The organism is Cohnella suwonensis, assembly GCF_042655365.1.
In the GTDB taxonomy this organism is placed as follows: Bacteria; Bacillota; Bacilli; order Paenibacillales; family Paenibacillaceae; genus Cohnella; species Cohnella suwonensis.
The window spans coordinates 187,045-207,557 of the sequence record NZ_JBHSMH010000113.1 but is presented as its reverse complement, the minus strand read 5'-3'; the positions used below and the strand labels follow the sequence as shown (position 1 = coordinate 207,557).

18 protein-coding genes are annotated in these 20,513 nt (G+C 59.1%); 1 reads left to right on the top strand and 17 read right to left on the bottom strand.

What is annotated here, in order from left to right; all coding sequences use genetic code 11:
- The first annotated feature begins 236 nt into the window (after positions 1–236).
- Positions 237–503: a hypothetical protein gene (locus ACFPPD_RS25735; protein WP_209746738.1), complete on the top strand. Its 267-nt coding sequence runs from the start codon at positions 237–239 to the stop codon at positions 501–503.
- A 125-nt stretch (positions 504–628) separates the two neighbouring features.
- Here ACFPPD_RS25735 and ACFPPD_RS25730 read toward each other — a convergent pair whose 3' ends face one another.
- From ACFPPD_RS25730 to dapA, 17 genes are all read right to left on the bottom strand, one after another.
- Positions 629–1,684: a regulatory protein RecX gene (locus ACFPPD_RS25730; RefSeq protein ID WP_209746740.1), complete on the bottom strand. Its 1,056-nt coding sequence runs from the start codon at positions 1,682–1,684 to the stop codon at positions 629–631.
- Between the two features lie 142 nt (positions 1,685–1,826).
- Positions 1,827–2,888, bottom strand: a complete 1,062-nt coding sequence (gene recA, locus ACFPPD_RS25725; RefSeq protein ID WP_209746742.1) for a recombinase RecA — start codon at positions 2,886–2,888, stop codon at positions 1,827–1,829.
- Positions 2,889–3,226: 338 nt separating this feature from the next.
- Positions 3,227–4,480, bottom strand: a complete 1,254-nt coding sequence (locus ACFPPD_RS25720; protein ID WP_209746744.1) for a competence/damage-inducible protein A — start codon at positions 4,478–4,480, stop codon at positions 3,227–3,229.
- Between the two features lie 77 nt (positions 4,481–4,557).
- Positions 4,558–5,133, bottom strand: a complete 576-nt coding sequence (pgsA, locus tag ACFPPD_RS25715; protein ID WP_209746746.1) for a CDP-diacylglycerol--glycerol-3-phosphate 3-phosphatidyltransferase — start codon at positions 5,131–5,133, stop codon at positions 4,558–4,560.
- Positions 5,130–6,458, bottom strand: coding sequence for a 30S ribosomal protein S12 methylthiotransferase RimO (gene rimO / locus ACFPPD_RS25710; RefSeq protein ID WP_209746748.1), 1,329 nt, complete (start codon positions 6,456–6,458; stop codon positions 5,130–5,132). Before rimO ends, pgsA begins: the two co-directional genes overlap by 4 nt.
- An 83-nt stretch (positions 6,459–6,541) precedes the next feature.
- The gene (locus ACFPPD_RS25705; RefSeq protein ID WP_209746750.1) at positions 6,542–7,033 is read right to left on the bottom strand and encodes a YajQ family cyclic di-GMP-binding protein; all 492 of its coding nucleotides are present in this window, start codon (positions 7,031–7,033) and stop codon (positions 6,542–6,544) included.
- A gap of 116 nt (positions 7,034–7,149) precedes the next feature.
- Positions 7,150–8,004, bottom strand: a complete 855-nt coding sequence (locus ACFPPD_RS25700; protein ID WP_209746752.1) for a helix-turn-helix domain-containing protein — start codon at positions 8,002–8,004, stop codon at positions 7,150–7,152.
- Positions 8,005–8,068: 64 nt separating this feature from the next.
- A complete protein-coding gene (locus ACFPPD_RS25695) occupies positions 8,069–8,839 on the bottom strand; it encodes a DUF3388 domain-containing protein (RefSeq protein WP_209746754.1) in 771 nt (256 codons plus the stop codon).
- 344 nt (positions 8,840–9,183) lie between these two features.
- Complete coding sequence (gene ymfI / locus ACFPPD_RS25690) at positions 9,184–9,918, bottom strand: elongation factor P 5-aminopentanone reductase (protein ID WP_209746756.1); 735 nt, start codon at positions 9,916–9,918, stop codon at positions 9,184–9,186.
- Positions 9,915–11,195 carry an EF-P 5-aminopentanol modification-associated protein YfmH gene (gene yfmH / locus ACFPPD_RS25685; RefSeq protein WP_209746758.1) on the bottom strand — a complete coding sequence of 427 codons (1,281 nt, stop codon included), beginning with the start codon at positions 11,193–11,195 and terminating at the stop codon, positions 9,915–9,917. Before yfmH ends, ymfI begins: the two co-directional genes overlap by 4 nt.
- 2 nt (positions 11,196–11,197) lie before the next feature.
- A complete protein-coding gene (yfmF, locus tag ACFPPD_RS25680) occupies positions 11,198–12,478 on the bottom strand; it encodes an EF-P 5-aminopentanol modification-associated protein YfmF (RefSeq protein WP_209746760.1) in 1,281 nt (426 codons plus the stop codon).
- A 176-nt stretch (positions 12,479–12,654) separates the two neighbouring features.
- Positions 12,655–13,443, bottom strand: a complete 789-nt coding sequence (gene sleB, locus ACFPPD_RS25675; RefSeq protein WP_209746762.1) for a spore cortex-lytic enzyme — start codon at positions 13,441–13,443, stop codon at positions 12,655–12,657.
- A 164-nt stretch (positions 13,444–13,607) separates the two neighbouring features.
- Positions 13,608–16,352, bottom strand: a complete 2,745-nt coding sequence (locus ACFPPD_RS25670) for an FtsK/SpoIIIE family DNA translocase (RefSeq protein ID WP_417286516.1) — start codon at positions 16,350–16,352, stop codon at positions 13,608–13,610.
- A gap of 72 nt (positions 16,353–16,424) precedes the next feature.
- Complete coding sequence (locus ACFPPD_RS25665; RefSeq protein ID WP_209746766.1) at positions 16,425–16,688, bottom strand: YlzJ-like family protein; 264 nt, start codon at positions 16,686–16,688, stop codon at positions 16,425–16,427.
- Positions 16,685–17,464, bottom strand: coding sequence for a ClpP family protease (locus ACFPPD_RS25660; RefSeq protein WP_209746769.1), 780 nt, complete (start codon positions 17,462–17,464; stop codon positions 16,685–16,687). The genes ACFPPD_RS25665 and ACFPPD_RS25660 overlap by 4 nt, the downstream gene beginning before the upstream one ends.
- A gap of 122 nt (positions 17,465–17,586) precedes the next feature.
- The gene (locus tag ACFPPD_RS25655) at positions 17,587–19,266 is read right to left on the bottom strand and encodes a ribonuclease J (protein ID WP_209746772.1); all 1,680 of its coding nucleotides are present in this window, start codon (positions 19,264–19,266) and stop codon (positions 17,587–17,589) included.
- A 365-nt stretch (positions 19,267–19,631) separates the two neighbouring features.
- On the bottom strand, positions 19,632–20,507 hold the full coding sequence (gene dapA / locus ACFPPD_RS25650; RefSeq protein ID WP_209746774.1) for a 4-hydroxy-tetrahydrodipicolinate synthase: 876 nt from the start codon (positions 20,505–20,507) through the stop codon (positions 19,632–19,634).
- Positions 20,508–20,513 lie beyond the last annotated feature (6 nt).

Sequence of the window (20,513 nt, the reverse complement as noted above, 5' to 3'; positions counted from 1 at the left end):
ACTTATTCAATTGACTTCCGGTTTCCAAACCGTTCGATTACATGTGAACAAAGCTTTAAGGGTCGAAAAAACGCGTTCCGGATCGTTTTTTGGAAGGAAAAAACGTACGGATGGGAAGATGGAATACAAAATCATTTTATCTTTTGCGAAAATAGATTGTCAAGCAAGCATCATCGGTACGTCCGGCGCTTCGGCGACGGTAACGATGATGTCGAAGCGATCGGAGAAGCGAAAGCTTGTCCATGCGGCGATTATCCGGTCTTGCAAGCATCATCGGCACCGGCGACGCTTCGGCGACGGTAACGATGATGTCGAAGCGATCGGAGAAACGAAAGCTTGTCCATGCGGCGATTATCCGGTCTTGCAAGCATCATCGGTACGTCCGGCGCTTCGGCGACGGTAACGATGATGTCGAAGCGATCGGAGAAGCGAAAGCTTGTCCATGCGGCGATTATCCGGTCTTGCAAGCATCATCGGCACCGGCGACGCTTCGGCGACGGTAACGATGATGTCGAAGCGATCGGAGAAGCGAAAGCTTGTCCATGCGGCGATTATCCAGTCTTTGCAAGCATCATCGGCACGTCCGGCGCTTCTGCGGCGGCAACTCTCGTTACCCGATCGCGCAGCCTTATTCGTCCGGATAACCGGCTCCGTCGACGTCGTCCGAGGCATCGTAACCGTCCGACCATTCCTCATAGGGGTCGTCCGCAGCTTCCAAGGCAGCGGCTTCCGCTGCTAGCCTTACCGCTTCCCTTGCTATAGCGTTGGAGTAGCCTCTGCGCAGAAGCATGCCCATCACCTTCATTTTACGCTCGCGGATTTCTCCTTTGGCGGAAGGCCATTTTTTCGCGGCAAGCTGATTCGCCGCCTCTTGCTCCACGCCGCCGTCGAGCCCGCCGATCGCGCTGTCCACTTCCGCGCGCGCGACGCCCCGCTGCAACAGCTCTTGCCGGATGAGCATCCGGCCTTTGCGGTGTCCCGCGACGCGTTGCTCCGCGAACCGCCTCGCGTAGGCCGCGTCGTCCACCATCCGGCGCGCCTGGAGCCTCTCCACGCACGCGGCCGCTACGTCGGCCTCGTAGCCCTTGCGCTTCAACGCGCGCGTCAGCTCGGCCGTCGTACGGGCTTTCGCTTCCAACATATGAAGCGCCGAGCGATACGCTTCTTCCTTTCGTTCTTCCCGCTTCAGCTCCCCGTACTCTTCCGCCGACAATCTACGTCCCTTCAACAGTCGCCAACCGATTAACGTATCCTCGTGAACGGTCACGACCGTCTCGACGCGCTTCTCCCCGGATTCCGCCGATTCTGTCGTATCCGACTCCATATCGTCCAGCGCCGCTGCCGCCTTTGCCCCTGCGATGAGCGCATCAACCTCGCTGTTCCAGTCGTTCTCAACCTTCTCCGCTTGCACAGCATGGATGGATGTTAATCCGCTTGCCGCGTCATCGTCGTCATCGGCATCGCCATTGTCTTCATAGGCGAGCTCTTCCACCGTGGCGAGCAAAGTAATCCTATACATGCCGGCTTTCCGCGGATGCGGCTCCATGCCGACGACTTCCGCGCTTATTACGGGCGCTTCTAGTTCAGTCTGTTTGTTCGACTCCGCTTGCGTACGGCGTCCTCCAGGCTTCTTCCCTTTGCTGTCGACGGCGCCTCTCCCGGCCCCCGTCCGTCTCCCGAACATCGTCATGAGCTCCTTTCCTAGAAAACAGAAAGAGCGGCATACTATGCCGCTGCTTTCCAACTGAAATGTTCAATTCGTTCTCGTCCGATGCGCGAGCGTCCAATCGATGAATGATCGGTTCGACTCGGCATGCGATTCGAACTTATGCTTCGTCTTCGCCGAACTCCTCGTCGTCCTCTTCGTCGCTGGAGAACGTCGCCGATCCCGCGTTAGCAAGCGAGGAAGCGAGCAATGCTTCGCGAATCTGCTTCTCGATTTTGTTGCTCAGATCCGGGTTATCCTTCAAGAACTGCTTCGCGTTCTCGCGGCCTTGACCAAGGCGCTCGCTGTTGTACGAGAACCAAGCTCCGCTCTTCTGGATAATATCCTGTTCGGTACCGATATCGACGATGCTACCGACCTTCGAGATGCCTTCGCCGTACATGATGTCCACTTCCGCTTGCTTAAACGGAGGCGCGACTTTGTTCTTGACGACTTTGATCTTCGTCCGGTTCCCGACGACGTCGTTGCCTTGCTTGATCGCTTCCACGCGGCGAACGTCCAAACGTACGCTGGCGTAGAACTTCAACGCGCGTCCGCCGGGAGTCGTCTCCGGATTGCCGAACATGACGCCGATCTTCTCGCGCAATTGGTTAATGAAGATCGCGAGGCACTTGGACTTGCTGATCGCCCCGGACAGCTTGCGCATCGCTTGAGACATCAAGCGCGCTTGCAGGCCGACGAACGAATCGCCCATGTCGCCTTCGATCTCCGCTTTAGGGACGAGCGCCGCGACCGAGTCGACGACGATGATGTCGACCGCGCCGCTGCGCACGAGCGCTTCTGCGATCTCGAGCGCTTGTTCGCCCGTGTCAGGCTGCGAGAGCAACAGCTCGTCGATGTTCACGCCGAGGTTCTTCGCGTACACCGGATCCAGCGCGTGCTCGGCGTCGATGAACGCTGCCGTACCGCCATTGCGCTGCACTTCCGCGATCGCGTGAAGGGAAACCGTCGTCTTACCGGAAGATTCCGGTCCGTACACTTCGATAATCCGTCCGCGAGGATAACCGCCTATGCCAAGAGCAATGTCGAGCGCCAAGACGCCGCTGGAGACGGTCTCGACCATACGCTGCGCGCTCTCTCCTAATTTCATTACAGAACCTTTACCGAATTGCTTCTCGATCTGGCGCAAGGCCATGTCTAATGCGGCGCGACGATCCGACAACACACCCACATCCTTTTCTTTGATAGGTTCATCATACCGTGTTTCTATCCGTTTGCCAAGCATTTTGAGAACATTTGTTCGATTATTTTGCGAAAAAAGAACCGCAGCAAAGTAATCTTCGCTACGGTTCTTCCGCAACTTTCTAGTCCACTTTATCATAACAGGCGAAAATTGACAAGTATCGACATTTTATCGTCACATTTTCGCGAAACCGCGGATCGGATGGCGATTGGGGACCTATGCGGCTGGGAGGTTCATGGCGGCCAGCGACCTCGCTCAACCAACCTCAACCACGCCTCCACCGCGCGGCAACCTGCACGCGCTCCCGGTGCCTCCGCTCAAGCGCGCCCCGTCAGCGACTGCCAGAGCATGTACAGCGCCCGCTTCGCCGCGCGGATGCGGATGCCCTCGCGGTCGCCGGACATCTGCAGCTTCTCGACCCGCGTCCCTCGGCCCCGTTCGGCCAAGCCGACGTAGACGAGGCCGACCGGCTTCTCCTCCGACGCCCCGGGACCGGCGTTGCCGGTGACGGACAGCGCGAAGTCCGCGTCCGCCGCTACGCGCATGCCCTCGGCCATCGCCGCGGCCGTCTCCGCGCTGATCGCGCCGGGGGCACCCGGCCCTTCGAGCAGCGCCATCGGAACGCCGAGCTGCTTATGCTTCACGCCGTTGCTGTACGAGACGACGCCGCCGACGTAGACGACCGCGCTTCCGGGCACCGTCGTGACGAGCTGCGACACGAGCCCGCCCGTGCAGCTTTCCGCGAGCGCCAGCGTCCTCTGAATCTCCGTCAGCTTGCGGACGATCGTCGCCTCGATCGGAACGTCTTCCTCCGCGAACAAGTACGCGGACGTCCGCTCCCGGATGAGCGACAGCGTCCGCTCGAGCTTGCTGCCCGCTTCCGCGGCGTCGCCGGCTTTCGTCGACACGCGGATCGCCACTTCCCCCTCTTTCGCGTAAGGGGCGATCGTCGGATCGCTTTGCTCCCGAATGAGATCGATCAGCAAGTCTTCCAAAGCCGATTCCCCGATCCCCGCGAACTTCAGCAGCACCGAGTGCAACGCCCGCGACGGCCCGAGCTGTTCCCTCAGCCAAGTCGAACCGTCGTTGTCGAACATCGGCTTCATCTCGCGCGGCGGGCCCGGCAACAGCAGATAGCAAGTGCCGTCGACCGCAATGGCGTTGCCGACCGCGAGCCCCGTATCGTTGCGAAGCGGCGTCGCTCCTTCGATCAGCAGCGCCTGGCGGCGGTTGCTTTCGATGAACGCGCCTCCCCGCCCGGCGAACATCGCCTCGATCTTCGCCATCGACGGCGCATGCAACGCGACGCCGAGTCCCAAACGCTCCGCGAGCGCGTCCCGCGTCAGATCGTCCAACGTCGGGCCTAGCCCGCCCGTGAAGACGAGCAGATCCGCCCTCCCCCGCGCGATATCGATCGCCTGAATGAGCCGTTCCTTGTTGTCCCCAACGACCGTCTGGTAGTACACGTCGATGCCCAGCTCGGCCAGCCCCCGGGACAAATACTGGGCGTTCGTGTTGACGATCTGGCCGAGAAGCAGTTCCGTACCGACCGCGATGATCTCCGCTTTCATGACATGGCGCCCCCTCTACCCGACGAACCGGAGAACGGCTGCCGTTCGCCTTGTTGCAGCGAACGGCAGCCGCTTCATTAGCTGGCCGGTATTAAATTTTTATTCTTGACGAAGTAATCGATGCCGGAATACACCGTGATCAGCACCGACGCCCACACGACGACCAAGTCGATGCGCAGATCGATGAAGTTGAAAGGGAAATTGTTCAGCAGCAGCACGATGATCATCGTGATCTGCACCGCCGTTTTCCATTTGCCCCACTTGCTCGCGGCGAGTACCGCCCCTTCGAGCAACGCGACCTGGCGAAGTCCGGTTACCGCCCATTCGCGGCTGATGATAACGATGGCGACCCAGGCGCCGAGCTTCTCCATTTCGACCAATGCGATGAGGACGGCGGCCATCAACAGCTTATCCGCGAGCGGATCCAGCAGCTTGCCGAGATTCGTGACGATTTTGCGCTTGCGCGCGATGTAGCCGTCCAACCCGTCCGTGCTCGCCGCGATGATGAACAGGAGCAAGGCGAGCACTTGGTTGTACGAAATCGAGTAGTCGCCGATCGTAAGCGGTTCGACGTCGAGCCTGACGAGCAGGAAGATCGTCACGATCGGAACGAGAAAGATTCTGGCCAGCGTGATTCGGTTGGCGAGGTTCACGCGATTCCCTCCCCTGACAAGTCGTACTCGTAAGCATGGGTAATTCTGACTTTGGCGATCTCGCCGATTTGCGCTTTGCAATTCGAGATGTAGACTTCTCCGTCCACTTCCGGCGCGTCGTATTGGCTGCGGCCGACGAACACGTCGCTGCGGCCGTCGTAACGTTCGACGAGCACGTCGATCGTTCTGCCGACGAACTTGGACCCGAGATCCTTCGCGGATTCGCGCTGAATCTCCATGAGCGTGTTGGCGCGATACTGCTTCACCTCGTCCGGCAATTGATCCGGCAACCGGTTCGCGGGCGTATCCTCTTCCTGCGAGTAGGCGAACACGCCGAGGCGGTCGAATTTCATCTCGCGGACGAATTCGCACAGCTTCTCGAAGTCTTCTTCCGTCTCGCCGGGGAAGCCGACGATCATCGACGTACGAAGCGCCACGTCCGGAATGCGGGCGCGGATTTTGCCGACCAAATCGCGAACGTCCCGCTGGCGGCCCGGCCTTCGCATTCTCTTGAGAATCGAATCTTCGCTATGTTGCAGCGGCATATCGATATAATCGCATACTTTCGGATTCGAGGCGATTGCGTCTATCAGTTCGTCCGTGAAGAAGCCCGGATAAGCGTAATGGAGGCGAACCCACTCGATGCCCGGCACTTCGCTGACCCGGTTCAGCAGCTCGGGGAGCTTAAATCCCTCGTAGAGATCCGTTCCGTAGTTCGTGGAATCCTGCGCGATCAGGCTGATTTCCCGGACCCCTTGCGCGGCGAGCGACTCGACTTCGGAGACGATCGACTCGACCGAACGGCTGCGGAATTTGCCGCGCATGATCGGAATGCTGCAGAACGTGCACGCGTTGTCGCAGCCTTCCGCGATTTTGACGTACGCCGTGTGCCGCTGCGTCGTCAGCAATCTCGGAAGCTTCTCCTCGTAGTTGAAGACGGGGTTGCCCACGTACACCGGCTTGCGACCGCGAAGCGCCTCGTCGATGATCTCGTTGATTTTATGAAAATCCCCGGTGCCGACGATGCCGTCGATCTCGGGCATTTCTTCCATCAATTCTTTTTTGTAGCGCTGCGTCAAGCAACCGGATACGATAAGCGCCTTCAGGCGCGCCGTGTCCTTGAGCTCGGCCAAGTTCAGAATCGTGTTGACCGATTCTTCCTTCGCCGCGTCGATGAAGCCGCACGTATTGACGATGACGACCGTCGCGTCTTCCGGCTTGTCCACGAGCGAAAAGCCGCGTTCGTGGATGAGTCCCGACATGATCTCGGAATCGACCAGGTTTTTCTCGCAGCCGAGCGTGACGACGCTGACTTTCTCTATCATGAATGACTTCCCCCAAATGTTCGACCGTTGTTATCCACAACAGTATAATCGAAGCCCAAATACGTGTCAAAAGAGAGAATCGTTTATCGATAGTTGCTGAATTGAAGCTCCAGCGGCAGTCCCGCTCCGCGGAGAAGAGCCATGACTTCCTGCAGATCGTCTTTGCTTTTGCCGGTCACTCTCAGCTGGTCGCCTTGGATCTGGCTTTTCACCTTCAGCTTCGAATCGCGGATGAGAACGTTCATTTTCTTCGCGTTCTCCTGGTCGATGCCCTGCCTCATCTTGATCGTCTGGCGTACGGTGCCGCCGGAAGCCGGCTCGATTTTGCCGTAATCCATGTTCAGGATCGGCACGCCTCTCTTGATCAGCTTCGTTTGGAGAATATCGACGACGCTCTTCAGCTTGTAATCGTCGTCCGAAGCGACGACGAGCTGTTCTCCCTCCACCTTGATGCTGCTCTTGCTGCCCTTGAAGTCGAAACGCGTCTCGATTTCCTTCATCGCTTGGGTGACCGCGTTGTTCACTTCCTGGAAGTCTACTTTGGAGACGACGTCGAACGAGTATTCCGATGCCATTGGATCCTCTTCCTTTCATCTATTACCCATTTATCGTTTCATTATAGCATGAGAGCCGTCGCGGATTAAAACAAAAAGCCCTCCGGAGGAGGACTGACTGTTCGCCGATCGGCGGGTCATTGGACGGAAGTACCGGTAACCGGGGTGAAAATGACTTTGATCGATCCCGCTTTGTCGGCGTCGGACACCGGCGTCGTCTCGTCCACGTAGAACGCGACGTGATCCATGCGGCCCGCGTTCACGTAGATCGGCGTCGTCAAGTCGAAGTAGAGCGCGATCGGATCCTTCAGGCTCTTCGTATACAGCACTTTGCCCTTTTTGTCGTTCTCGCGGACTTCGATCCATACGTCCCCGGTCACGTCGATCTTCAGCTTGTGGCCTGCGCCGGGCGTAACATCGTAATAGGTAATTTTGTTTTTCGTTTCCTTCAGCGTGACGGCGACCGCGGGTACGGACGGCGTCGGCGTCGGGGTCGCCGAAGGCGTAGGCGTCGGAGACGCGCTGACGGAAGGCGTCGGCGTGGACGTTTCCGACGTGATCGGCGGATTCGTGCCGAGCTCCTTCGTGTCCGCCTCTTTATTGTTCGACCAATAAATATAAATAACGGCGGCGATCAAGATCGGGAAAGCCCACATCAGAAGCGAAACGGCGATCTTGCCCCAGCGGTCGTTATGCTGGACGCTCCGCCGCGAAGGCTTCATTCTCGACTCCGCGACGACGTGATCGGCCGTCGGCTTCTGCGGGAGCTCCTTCTGGTAAAGCCGAAGCACTTCCTCCGCGTCGAGCCCTACGGTCTCCGAATAGGTTTTGACGAACGCCCGCACGTAAAACGAACCCGGAAGCACCTTGTAATCGCCCGACTCGATCGCTTCCAAATAGCGTTTGCGGATTTTCGTGTATTCCTGTACGTCCTCCAGCGTGTACCCTCGCTGCTCCCTTGCTTTGCGCAGCAAGGCGCCCAAATCGGACATGCCTGTCACCTCCCGGAAAGAGTGTCGCGGGCGGCGTTACCGCCGCTCTATGTTCGTCATGCGTTCAATATTCGTCTCCCAAGCCGGCCGTCGTGAAGTTCTCGTAAGTGATCTCCTCGTCCGGCGCATTGCGCAATTCCACGATGCAGTCGAACACGTCGTAATTGAACTGGGATTCCCGGATGAATATATCGGGGTGCTCGATGACCTTCGTGGAAGGCATCGCCATAATATCCTGCAGCAATCCGTAATGCTTCTCGTTGGAACGAATCGTGCTGACGATGCCGTCGATGATGAACACGTTGTTCAGCGTCATCTCATCTTCCGACAATTGGCTGCGCACCGTCTGGCGAAGCAGCGTCGACGAGACGAACGTCCAGCGCTTGTTCGCGCACACGCTGCCCGCGATGATCGATTCCGTCTTGCCGACGCGCGGCATGCCTCTTAAGCCGATCGTCTGGTTGCCTTCGCGCTTGAACAACTCGCCCAGGAAATCGACGAGCAGCCCCAATTCGTCGCGCGTGAAACGGAACGTCTTCCTGTCGTCGGAGTCGCGTTCGATATAGCGGCCGTGGCGAACGGCCAGAATGTCCGTCAGTTTCGGCGGACGAAGCGTGTTGACGGTAATGTTCTCGACTTTCCGAAGCATTTTGCCGAGCAGCTCGATTTTCTCGTCGTCGTCCGTCTGCAGCAGCATGCCGCGCGTGCGGTCTTCGACGCCGTTGATCGTCAAGATGTTCACTTCCAACATCCCGAGCAACGATGCGATATCGCCGAGCAAGCCCGGACGGTTTTTGTGAATTTTGTATTCCATGTACCACTGTTTCATTTCCATCTTGCACCTCATCCTAATAAAGGAAAATAATTCCTGAATATATAAGCCCCGTGGGCGAATGATCGTCTTTAAAGGCGCTAATATTCGTATTTTACGTTCTATCCTTGTTTATTCTACAACGCTCGGCATTATCCTGCAAAATAAAAACGGATTATTGCGCCGAAAGTCCCAGCGATCATTCGACATCGCATGCCGAAGCCGTCTTACCCGAAGGGAGCGCAAGAAGCCTCCTTGTCGGAGGCTTCCCAATGATTTGCCGTTAATGTAGCCATAATTGCCGGCGCCTATGCGCGGGATGAAGAAGTTTGAGCGTTCGCGTTCGCATAGCGTCTCGCGCTTTGCCTTTACATATGCCATCCGCCGTTAAGCCCGATCGCTTGCCCGGTGACGTAACCCGCCCCGTCGGAGGCGAGAAAGCGGACGAGCTGCGCGACGTCGTCCGGCGTCCCTAGCCGCCCGAGCGGAATGTCCCGCCGGAGTTCGTTCAAGTCGTCTTCGCCGAGCGAAGACAACATGTCCGTGTCCACCGCGCCCGGACTGACCGCGTTCGCCGTAATGCCGGAGGAAGCGAGTTCCTTCGCGGCCGACTTGGCGAACGCGTTCAACCCGCCCTTGGAAGCGGCGTAGGCCGCCTCCCCCGCGGCGCCGACCGATCCCCAGACGCTCGATAGGAAGACGAAGCGCCCCCATCGGTTCCCGCGCATCGTCGGCGCGAATGCTTTGACGAGTTCATGGGCGCCTTTCAGGTTCACGTTCATCAAGCCGTCCCAGACGTCGTCGTCCGTGTCCTCAAGCAGCCCGTAATGGGCGATGCCCGCGCAATGAACGACGATATCCGGCGTCCAGCCGAGCTCGTCGAGCCGCTCTTTCATCGACAAGCAGGCGCCGCGCAGACGCATGTCGGCCCGCAGGACGACGGCTTGTCCGCCGTAAGCGCGGCAGTCGTTCGCGACCGCCTCCGCCGCTTCCGCCGCCGCGAAGAAGTGGATCGCGACGTCGGCTCCGTCCTCCGCGAGCCGACGCGCCACCGCGGCGCCGATGCCGCGGGACGCGCCGGTCACGAGAGCGACGCGCTTCACGAATCGGCGCTCCTCACGACGGACACCGAACGGAACGACGGATTCGCGTGTTCTTTCAGGCGCGCGTTCGTCTCCTCGAGAGTCAAGCTTTCGTAAGTCTCGACGACGGTGAACAGATCGCCGCCCCTGTGACGGTAACGCGTGAATTCGCTCGCGATCGATTCCGGACTGTTCATCATTCGCAAGTAGGCTCCGATTTTTTTGCGGCGCGTCCGCTCGAACGTCTCGGCGGGGATGCCGTTGTCCGCAGCCGCGCGAAGCGCGTCGCTCACTCGCGCCACGAGTTCGTCCGGATCCCTCGTCTCGCCGCCGATCATCGAGAACGCGTAGCCGGGCCCGGTGTTGTATTCGTGGCCGAAGCCGTCCGAGATCAGGTTATCGTCGTACAACTGCTGGTACAGCGCCGAGCTGGAGCCGAGCAGCGCTTCCAGCGCCAGCTTCGTCGCGAGCTCGCGGCGCACGGCGTCCCCGCCTTCGGGCGGCTGCTCCTTGTAGCCGAACAAGCATTTCGGAAGCGAGACCGGCAATTTCAATTCCTTATTCGGCTCTTTGACCGCGGCCGGTTCCGCCTCGAACAAGCGCTTGATCTCCCCGCCTTTGGCGAACGACTTGGCCGCCTGGTCCCGCTTCACCTGCTCGAGCGTCGCTTGCGGGTCGACGCCGCCGACGACGAAGAGCGTCATGTTCGTTGGGTGGTAGAAAGTATGGTAGCAATCGTACAGCATTTCCTTCGTGATCGAGCGGACGGAATCCGCCGTGCCGGCGATATCGATATGGACCGGATGTTTGCTGTACATCGCCTCGATCAAGCCGAAATACACGCGCCAGTCGGGATTGTCGCGGTACATGTCGATTTCCTGCACGATGATCCCTTTTTCCTTCTCCACGTTCTCGTCGGTGAAGTACGGATTTTGCACGAAATGCAGCAGCGTATCGAGATTTTGCGCGACTTCGCCCGTCGCCGAGAACAAATAGACCGTTCTGTCGAAGCTCGTATAAGCGTTGGCCGAAGCGCCGAGGGAAGCGAATTTGGAGAAAATATCGCCATCGGGCTCTTCGAACATTTTGTGCTCCAGGAAATGCGCGATGCCGTCCGGCACGCGAATCGGTTCGCCGTCCGGGGGAACGAAATGGTTGTCGACGGAGCCGTACTTCGTCGTGAACGTCGCGTACGTCTTCGTGAAGCCAGGCTTCGGCAGGACGAACACCTCCAGCCCGTTGTCCAGCTTTTCGTGCCAAAGCGTCTCCTGCAGCTTCGGATAAGGCGTGGATGCCATGGTTAGCCCTCCTCTTTGCGGTCCCGAAGGAAATAGATCGTATCGAGCGCGACGCCTTGCGCGGCCGCGGTCACGTGTTCCGGCTTCACCGCTTCGATCTCGGCGATGAAGCTGTCGCCCGATCTCTCTACGCCGGACAAGACGTTGCTGAAATCGAACGAGATCCGTTCGAAAGCGGAATCCTGCAACTCTCTAAGCTGGTTGACGATCATCGCCTGGGTGCGCTTCAGATCGTCCTCGGCGAAATCGCCGGCCTTCATCGCTTCGAGCTGCTCGCGGATGATGCCGACCGCCCGTTCGAAATTGGCGACTTCCACGCCCGACTGCAATGTCATAATGCCCTTATGGCCGTCCAGCCTGGACATCGCGTAATACGCGAGGCTTGCTTTCTCCCGAACGTTCACGAATAGCTTCGAATGCGGAAATCCTCCGAGCAAGCCGTTGTACACGAGCAATGGCGCGTACCGGTCGCTGCCGTATGTCGCGCCGACCCGAAGTCCCATGTTCAGCTTCCCTTGGCCGACGTCGAGCCGTTCGACGATGCGTTGCGGTTCCCCGCGCGCCGCTCTCAGCTCGGGCGCCGCGTACTCGGCGGGCGTTCCGTCCGGTAAGGAGAACGCCTTCGCGACCCGCTCCGTCACCTCTTCGAGCGTCGTGTCGCCCGACACGTACAAGTCGAACGACGCTTCGCTCAGCCAGCTCTTGTAAGCGGCCGTCAGCGCCTCCGCGTTCAGCTTCCCGAGCTGCTCTTTCGTTCCGAGCGCGGATAGCCGGAACGGTTCGTCCTTGCACATCTCTTCGACGCATCGCTCCGCCGCGTAACGGATCTTGTCGTTGATGATCGCGTCGATGCGTTTGCCGACGGTTTGTTTCTCCGCTTCGACGTACTTGTTTCTGAGTTGCCCGTTCTCGAGCGCCGGCGCCGTCAGCACCTCGCCGAGGAACCGGAGCGCTTCGCCGAGCAGCGATTCGTTCGACGATACGAACCGGTCGTTAATGATATCCAATCGGAATTGGACGATCTGATGATCGCCCCGCTTATACAAATCGAATCCGAAGCCGGCGCCGTACAAGTCGTCGAGACGCTCGCGGAAGTTGATCGTCTCCGGGTACGACTTCGTTCCCCGGCGCAGCACGAAAGGCGTCAACGCGACCGAAGTCACGCGTTGTTCCGACAGCGGCACGCCCGCGAACAATGACAGCGCGAACGTTTTGAATCTCTTGGTCGGCAAGACGTGGAGTCGCATTCTTCCCCATACGCCCCTTTGAAACTGTTCCGACATCGCCTCAAGCCCCTTTATCGCCAAAGTGTCGCTACGTTAACGTCCAGCGCGACGTTCAGCCCCATTCTAACCGATCGGATGAGCAGGAAGCAAATACTGGAAACCGTTCGTAATCCCCGTTGCGCGCGCAAGACGCCGGACGCAGCTCGCGCGTCCGGCGTACGCTTCTTTCCGGATTATCTGCAGAAAATATGCTTGCCGATCGTCTTGTATTGCGGACGCGTCCAGATCCACTTCGACGTGGCCGTCTCCGGGTTGAAATAATACAGGCAGCCGTCGCTCGGATCCCAGCCGCTGACAGCGTCCTTGACGGCTTTCATCGCGCTTTCGTTCGGCGAGAGCCAGATTTGCCCGTCGGCGACCGCCGTGAACGCGCCCGGTTGGAAAATGACGCCGGTCGCCGTGTTCGGGAACTGCGACGACTTCACCCGGTTCAAAATGACGGCGGCGACGGCGACTTGGCCTTCGTACGGTTCGCCGCGGGATTCGCCGAAGACGGCGTTCGCCATCATTTTCAAATCCTTGTCGGTAAGGCCCAGGTTATTGGAAGCCGGAAGCTTGCTCTCGCTCCCGTCGGACGATTCCGCTCCGGCGGCGTTCCCCGCGTTGCCGGCGTTGTCGGATTGCGGCAATTCCTCGGCCGTCGGCTTCCAATCTTTCGTCGCCTGCCATAGCTTCAGCTTCGTTTTCGCGCCGACGACGCCGTCCGACTTCATGCCGAACTTCCATTGGAACCACGTCACCGCGTTTTTCGTCGTCGCGCCGAACTGCCCGTCCACTTTGCCGTTATAATAACCGAGCGCCTTCAGCCTGCCTTGCAACTCGTAAATGTCTTTGCCCGATGCGCCTACCTTGAGCGTCGCGCTGCTGAACGTTTCCCGGCTTTGGTGCGTATGCTGGAGCGTGTACAGCCCAAGCAAGCCGAATACGACGCAAACGGTTAAAATTACGAGACGATAACTCACGTCAGGTCACGCCTTTCCTGGTCCATGTTGGTGTTGTCGACGCTTAGTATGAGATAGGCGACAGCCTCTTATACCCATATTTGTATGTCTCGAAAAAACGCGAAAAAAGCCCGCGTCCGATTCCGGAACGCGGGCTTGCCAATTATCGATTGCCGGGATCCTTCTCAGGAGGAGACGCGTTGCTGGTATTGTTCGAGCGTCATAAGCACTTCGCGGGGTTTGCTTCCTTCGTAAGGCCCGACGACGCCTTTGGCCTCCATCGAATCGATGAGCCTCGCCGCGCGCGTGTATCCGACGCGCATACGCCGCTGGAGCAACGAGACGGACGCTTGCTTCGCCTCGAGAACGATCTGAACCGCTTGGTCGAACAACTCGTCCAAGAATTCGTCCGCCGCGGCTTCCGCGGAATCGTCGATCTCCGGCACGAGATCTTCGTTGTATTCCGCCTCGGCTTGCGTGCGGCAATAATTGACGACGGATTCGACTTCGCCGTCGGACAGGAACGCGCCCTGCACGCGGATCGGCTTGGACGCTCCCATCGGCAGGAACAGCATGTCTCCCCGGCCGAGCAGCTTCTCCGCGCCGACCATGTCCAAGATCGTGCGAGAGTCGACTTGGGAACTGACCCCGAACGCGATGCGGCTCGGAATATTCGCCTTGATGACGCCGGTGATGACGTCGACCGAAGGCCGCTGCGTCGCGATAATCAAGTGGATGCCGGATGCGCGCGCCATCTGCGCGAGACGGCAGATCGCGTCCTCCACGTCGCCCGCGGCGACCATCATCAGGTCGGCGAGCTCGTCGACGATGACGACGATATAGGGCAGGACGGCATCCGGGTTGTTGCCGCTCAGCATGAGGGCGTTATAACCCTCGACGTTGCGCGTGCCCGACTTCGAGAACTTCTCGTAGCGCTTCTCCATCTCGACGACGATTTTCTTGAGCGCGAGGGAAGCGCGGCGAGGATCGGTCACGACCGGCGCGAGTAAGTGCGGAATGCCGTTGTACACGTTCAATTCGACCATCTTCGGGTCGATCATCAAGAACTTCACTTCGTCCGGCTTCGCCTTGTACAGCAAGCTCGTGATAATGCCGTTAATGCACACCGATTTGCCGGAGCCCGTCGCGCCCGCGACGAGCAGATGGGGCATTCTCGCCAGATTGCCGACGATCGGCTGACCGGAAATATCCCGGCCGAACGCAATCGTCAACTTAGCGCTCGACTCCTGGAACGGCTGCGTCTCCAGCACTTCCCGGAGCGTGACGACGCTGACTTCGTTGTTCGGCACTTCGATGCCGATCGCGGATTTGCCCGGAATCGGCGCTTCCATCCGGATATCCTTCGCGGCGAGGGCAAGGGCGATGTCGTCGGTCAAGCTGACGATCCGGCTGACCTTGACGCCGACGTCCGGTTGTAGCTCGTACCGCGTCACGGCGGGGCCGCGCGCGACGTCGAGCACTTTCGCCCGCACGCCGAAGCTTTCCAGCGTCGCTTCCAGCTTGCGCGCGGTACTCATATAATCCGATGCGTTGCCCGACTTGCCGCCTCCCGAAGGCTTGTCGAGCAAACCCGCTCCGGGGAGCTTATACGGTTTCTTGATCTTCTTCGGCTTGGCTGGTTCGGCGGATGCGAGCGCGGCGGTCGCGGCTATGCCGCCGGATGGCGCGCTCGCCGCGCCGACCGTGCCGGCCGTTCCCGCCGCGACGATCGGCAGCGCTTCTTCCCCTTCGAATTCGTCATCTGCGGACAAGCCGGCATCCGGCAAGTCTAGCGGTAACGTCTGCTGCTCCACTTCGCCGTCTTCCCCGTCTTCCCAATCCGGATACGTACCGGACGTGAAATCGGTAAAGCGCGGCTCGTTGCGCTCGTTCGCAGGCAATTCCGGGAAATCGTCGTCTTCGTCGTCCATGTCCGGTTGCATCGCATCCGCGGTAGCAGGCCCGGCTTGCGCCGGCGTTCCGGAACCGCGAAGAGGCTCTTCCCGCGTCCGGATATTCGCCGTCGGCGGAGCGACCTGCGCAGATGGTCTTCCCGAGTAAGAGACCGGCTCCTCGTCGTCCCAGTGCTCTTCCTGCGGCGCGTTCGTATCCCTCTCGGGCTGGCCGTGGAACAGTTGGAAGAACAACGGCGTCCGTCTCGGTCCCGGGACGAGCGCCGGCTCGTCCATGCCGTCGTCGTCGGGAACGGCCTGCGCGGGCGGCTGCGCCGCGGCTCCGCGACCCGATCTCCCTCCCGCGGGTTGCACGGGTATCGCCCTCGCGGACAAGAGCCTGCGTCCCGAAGAGAAGCGAGACGCCAGCACCGGCATGACCCTCTTCAAGAATAGGCGGATCGACTTTCCGATCTCGACGTATGAGCGGTTCGTGACGAGCATGACCGCGATCGCGATCTCGATGATCAAGACGAATTTCGCTCCATAGTACCCGAAGAGCCAGTAAAGGACGGAGTATTGCAACGCGCCTACGATGCCGCCCCCGACGTCGACCGCGAACATTTTTATGTTGCCTTCGGCCGGCGCCTGCCAAAGCATTTCCCTTAACTGCGACATCGTCTGGGTGACGATGTTCGACGGGGTCACGACGCCGAGCTGTCCGAGACTGTTGTCGATGGCGGCCATCGCGCTCCAGAGCGTCGCGACGAGGGAGACGAGAATGAAACCCGACCGCCTGGACGTCCAGCCCCGCGGCCAGCTTCTTTTAATCATGACGTATAAACCGACCCAGATGCCGGCAAGCGCTAACAAATAGTAATGTTTGCCCAGCAGAAAACCGAACAGCTTGGACATCGAGCGGCCCACGGCCGCTTCACCGGAGATGGCGATGACCGAAATCGTGATCAACACGATGCCGTATACTTCGTATTTCAAGCTCGAGGCGAACGAGGCCCGCTTTTTTTTCCTTTTGGCCAAATTTGCCACCTCCCGACTCAACATTATACCACAGTCGAAGGAAGGTTGGCAGTTCGTCCCGCCCTACGGGCCCTAGTCGGACAGACCCAAACCGGGACCCCCTTGCGGCGTGCCGGGGCCGTCCGGCAAGTAACCGATCGTTCGTCCGGGAGCGTACTCCGAACGCAAATAGAAATCGAGTGGAGCGTCGATCAGCCGGACGATTTTGCCGAGGCCGGGGCCGATCGGCTGCAATTGCATTTTCACGCCGCCGACCGTCGCCTCCACCGTCGCGGGCGGATCGTTCCACACGCCGTCCAGCACGAGTTCGAGCGGCATCGTCGTATGCAAGGTCATTCCGTTTTCACCTCTTCGGCGCTCGAAGATGACGTTTTGCGCTCTTTGATTCTTCTGTTCAGCTCTTTCAACGCGTCCCCGAGTCCGCCTACCGCGTCGATCAGGCCGTGCTTGACCGCATCGCCTCCGATGACCGTCGTTCCGATGTCCCGCGTCAGCTCGCCCGTTTTGAACATCAGTTGCTTGAACAACTCCTCCGTGATGCGGGAATGGCCGGTGACGAATCGCGTCACTCTCTCCTGCATTTTTTCCAAGTAATCGAACGTCTGCGGCACGCCGATGACGAGTCCGTTCATCCGGATCGGGTGAATCGTCATCGTCGCCGTCTCGGCGATGAGCGAGTAATTCGCGGACACCGAGATCGGAACGCCGATCGAATGGCCTCCGCCGAGCACGATCGTCACCGTCGGCTTCGTCATCGAACTGATCATCTCCGCGATCGCGAGCCCCGCCTCCACGTCTCCGCCTACCGTGTTCAGCACGATAAGCAACCCTTCGATTTTCGGATTTTGCTCCGCGGCGACCAATTGCGGAATGACGTGCTCGTATTTCGTCGTCTTGTTTTGCGGAGGAAGCATGAGATGCCCCTCGATCTGGCCGATGATCGTCAAGCAGAAGATGTTGCTTTCTCCCGACGGAACGGAAGTTTGCCCGAGCTGGACGATCGCCTCCGTCGCCGATACGGGCTTGCGCCCCTCGTCTTGTCCTCCCGGCGGTGCCGCCGACGGTTGCTGGGGCGGTTGTTCGGACGCGCCGTGCGTGAACGTTGCGCTCATGATGATGCCTCCTATGCTGTCTAGCTTGCCATAGTATGGACGGCGGGCAAAATAAAAAACCGTCCTCCGGCCGCTGAAGCGGTGGAAAACGGTTCGTTATGAGTGTGGTGTGAGGGGTGGCGCTACACTTCCATGATGATCGGCAAGATCATCGGTCTTCTTCTCGTTTGTTCGTAAAGGAAACGGCCGAGCGCGTCTTTGACGTTCGTCTTCAGCGACGCCCACTCGTTGACGTTGTCGTTCATGAGCTTATGCAGCGTGCTCGTGACGATCCGGTTCGCTTCCTCCAGCAATCCTTCGGATTCGCGTACGTAGACGAAACCGCGGGAGATGATGTCCGGTCCGGACAAAATCGTGCCGTCTTGCTTGCTGAGCGTCACGACGACGACGAGGATGCCGTCTTGCGACAGCAGCTTGCGGTCGCGCAAGACGATGTTGCCGACGTCGCCGACGCCGAGGCCGTCGATCAGGACGTTGCCGGCAGGGATTTTACCCGCTTTGCGCGCGGCGCCGTTCTGAATCTCGACCGTGTCGCCGATGTCGACGAGGAAAATATTTTCCTTCGGAATGCCGACGGATTCGCCGAGCAAGCCGTGATGGCGAAGCATGCGGTACTCTCCGTGGATCGGAATGAAATATTCCGGACGCATCAGGTTGAGCATCAGCTTCAATTCTTCTTGGCTGCCGTGACCGGAGACGTGAACGCCGGAAATCGAGCCCGGTCCGTAGATGACGTGAGCGCCGAGGCGCATAAGCTCGTCTACCGTTCGGCCGACGTAACGCTCGTTGCCCGGAATCGGAGTCGCGGCGATAATGACGGTGTCGCCCGGCAAGATGTCGACTTTGCGGTGCGTGGAACGCGCCATCCGCGTGAGGGCGGACATCGGCTCGCCTTGGCTGCCGGTCGACAGGATGACGACGCGGTCGGCCGGAAGCTTGTTCACTTCTTCCGGTTCGATCAGCATGCCTTCCGGAATGTTCAAATAACCGAGTTCGGAAGCAATGCTGACGACGTTGACCATGCTGCGTCCGACGACGGTCAGCTTACGGCGCGTTTCCGCCGCTGCGTTGATGACTTGTTGCACGCGATGGACGTTCGAAGCGAACGTAGCGACGACGACGCGCTGTTTGGCGGAACGGAACAGCGATTCGAATTCTTTGCCGATGTTGCTTTCCGAAGGCGTATAGCCCGCGCGTTCCGCGTTCGTGCTGTCGGACAGGAGCGCGAGCACCCCTCTGCTGCCGATTTCAGCCATTCGTTGCAAGTCGGCGAACTGGTCGTTCACCGGCGTATGGTCGAATTTGAAGTCGCCCGTGTGGACGACGTTGCCTTCCGGCGTTTCCAGGCAGACGCCGACGGAATCCGGAATGCTGTGGTTCGTGCGGAAGAAAGTCGCTTTGATCGTTCCGAACGTCAACTCCGAGTCTTCGTTTATCAGATGGCGTTTCGTATCGCCGAGCAATCCCGCTTCCTTCAGCTTGTTCTCGACGAGGCCGAGCGTCAGCTTCGTTCCGTAGATCGGCACGTTCAATTGCTTGAGCACGTAAGGCAAACCGCCGATGTGGTCCTCGTGTCCGTGCGTTAACAAAATCGCTTTCACTTTATCGCGGTTCTCGAGTAAGTAAGCGATATCCGGAATGACGACGTCGATGCCGAGCATTTCTTCTTCCGGGAACTTCAATCCGGCGTCAACGACGACGATGTCGTTGCCGTACTGGATGCAATACATGTTTTTTCCGATTTCTCCGACTCCGCCTAGCGCGAAGATGAGCAATTTATCTTGGTTGTTTTTCTTTGACACTACTAGAACCTCCTAGATCCATTCGACGCACCCGATCGATATGAAATTTTCAATTTGCTATTATTTACTAGCCGCACCCAATCACTCTCAATCATTATACATGAAGCAAATCAGGAAAAACAAGCAAAAACGCCTTCCAAAGTGCCCGGCCGGGGAGCGGATTCGCGCAGGGATCGGATGAACGAAAGCCCTTCTAAAGCCCGCCGAAAACGGATGAATGCCGAATCGCCGAATCGTCCCCCTTATCTTTCCCTTCCCCGCACAAGAGATTCCCGGGCCAATAAACGCGAAAAACCGGCGTCCGGAGGACGTCGGTTCCCTTCACGCGGCGACTGGGCGACGGAACGACCGGCAATACTCCTGAATTAACCGAGCAGGTTGCGAAGGAATTGCGCTTCCGCTTCCGTAGCGCCCACGAGCGGCAATCGGACGCCGCCGACCGGCAACCCGCGGAGGCCGAGCGCATACTTGACCGCAACCGGATTCGGCACGGGATTCGGGCAATTGAACAGCCCGTCGAACACAGGATACAATTCCGCATTGAGCGCGCGCGCGTCTTGAACGCGGCCGTCGAGATAAGCCGCCATCATGATCTTCATTTTGGCGCCGACGACGTGGCTGGCGACGCTGACGATTCCGTATCCGCCGACGGACAACGCCGGAAGCGTCAAGCCGTCGTCTCCGCTATAGAGCACGAAACCTTCGGGAGCGGCGCTGACGATTTCCGTCATCTGGCCGAGCGATGCGCATTCCTTCGTCGCGACGACATTCGGAATTTGCGCCAAACGTAGCGTCGTCGCCGTCGTCATGCTGACGACGGTACGGGAAGGCACGTTATAGAGGATGATCGGCAGCGAAGTCGCTTCGGCGATCGCGCGGAAATGCTGGTAGATGCCTTCTTGGCTAGGCTTATTGTAATAAGGAGCGACGAGCAGCGCGCCGTCGACGCCGACTTCTTCCGCTTTCTTCGTCAGCTGGACGGAATGGGCCGTCTCGTTGCTTCCGGTGCCCGCGATGATTTTGCAGCGTCCGGCCGCGTGCTTTACCGCGAAGCGGAACAACTCGACCTTCTCCTCGTCGGACAACGTCGGGGATTCACCGGTCGTTCCGGAGACGATGAGGCTGTCGGACTTCTGCTCTTCGATCAAATAGTCGATCAGTTTCCCCGTCGTTTCCCAGTCGATATTCAAGTTCTCGTCGAACGGCGTGACCATTGCTGTAATTAAACGACCGAAATTCATTTAGAT

Coding starts and splice junctions, on each gene's coding strand:
- ACFPPD_RS25730 (WP_209746740.1), bottom strand. CDS start 1,684: ATGTTCGGGAGACGGACGGGGGCCGGGAGAGGCGCCGTCGACAGCAAA.
- ACFPPD_RS25720 (WP_209746744.1), bottom strand. CDS start 4,480: ATGAAAGCGGAGATCATCGCGGTCGGTACGGAACTGCTTCTCGGCCAG.
- rimO (WP_209746748.1), bottom strand. CDS start 6,458: ATGATAGAGAAAGTCAGCGTCGTCACGCTCGGCTGCGAGAAAAACCTG.
- ACFPPD_RS25705 (WP_209746750.1), bottom strand. CDS start 7,033: ATGGCATCGGAATACTCGTTCGACGTCGTCTCCAAAGTAGACTTCCAG.
- ACFPPD_RS25700 (WP_209746752.1), bottom strand. CDS start 8,004: ATGTCCGATTTGGGCGCCTTGCTGCGCAAAGCAAGGGAGCAGCGAGGG.
- ACFPPD_RS25695 (WP_209746754.1), bottom strand. CDS start 8,839: ATGGAAATGAAACAGTGGTACATGGAATACAAAATTCACAAAAACCGT.
- yfmH (WP_209746758.1), bottom strand. CDS start 11,195: ATGGCATCCACGCCTTATCCGAAGCTGCAGGAGACGCTTTGGCACGAA.
- yfmF (WP_209746760.1), bottom strand. CDS start 12,478: ATGTCGGAACAGTTTCAAAGGGGCGTATGGGGAAGAATGCGACTCCAC.
- ACFPPD_RS25665 (WP_209746766.1), bottom strand. CDS start 16,688: ATGACCTTGCATACGACGATGCCGCTCGAACTCGTGCTGGACGGCGTG.
- ACFPPD_RS25660 (WP_209746769.1), bottom strand. CDS start 17,464: ATGAGCGCAACGTTCACGCACGGCGCGTCCGAACAACCGCCCCAGCAA.
- dapA (WP_209746774.1), bottom strand. CDS start 20,507: ATGAATTTCGGTCGTTTAATTACAGCAATGGTCACGCCGTTCGACGAG.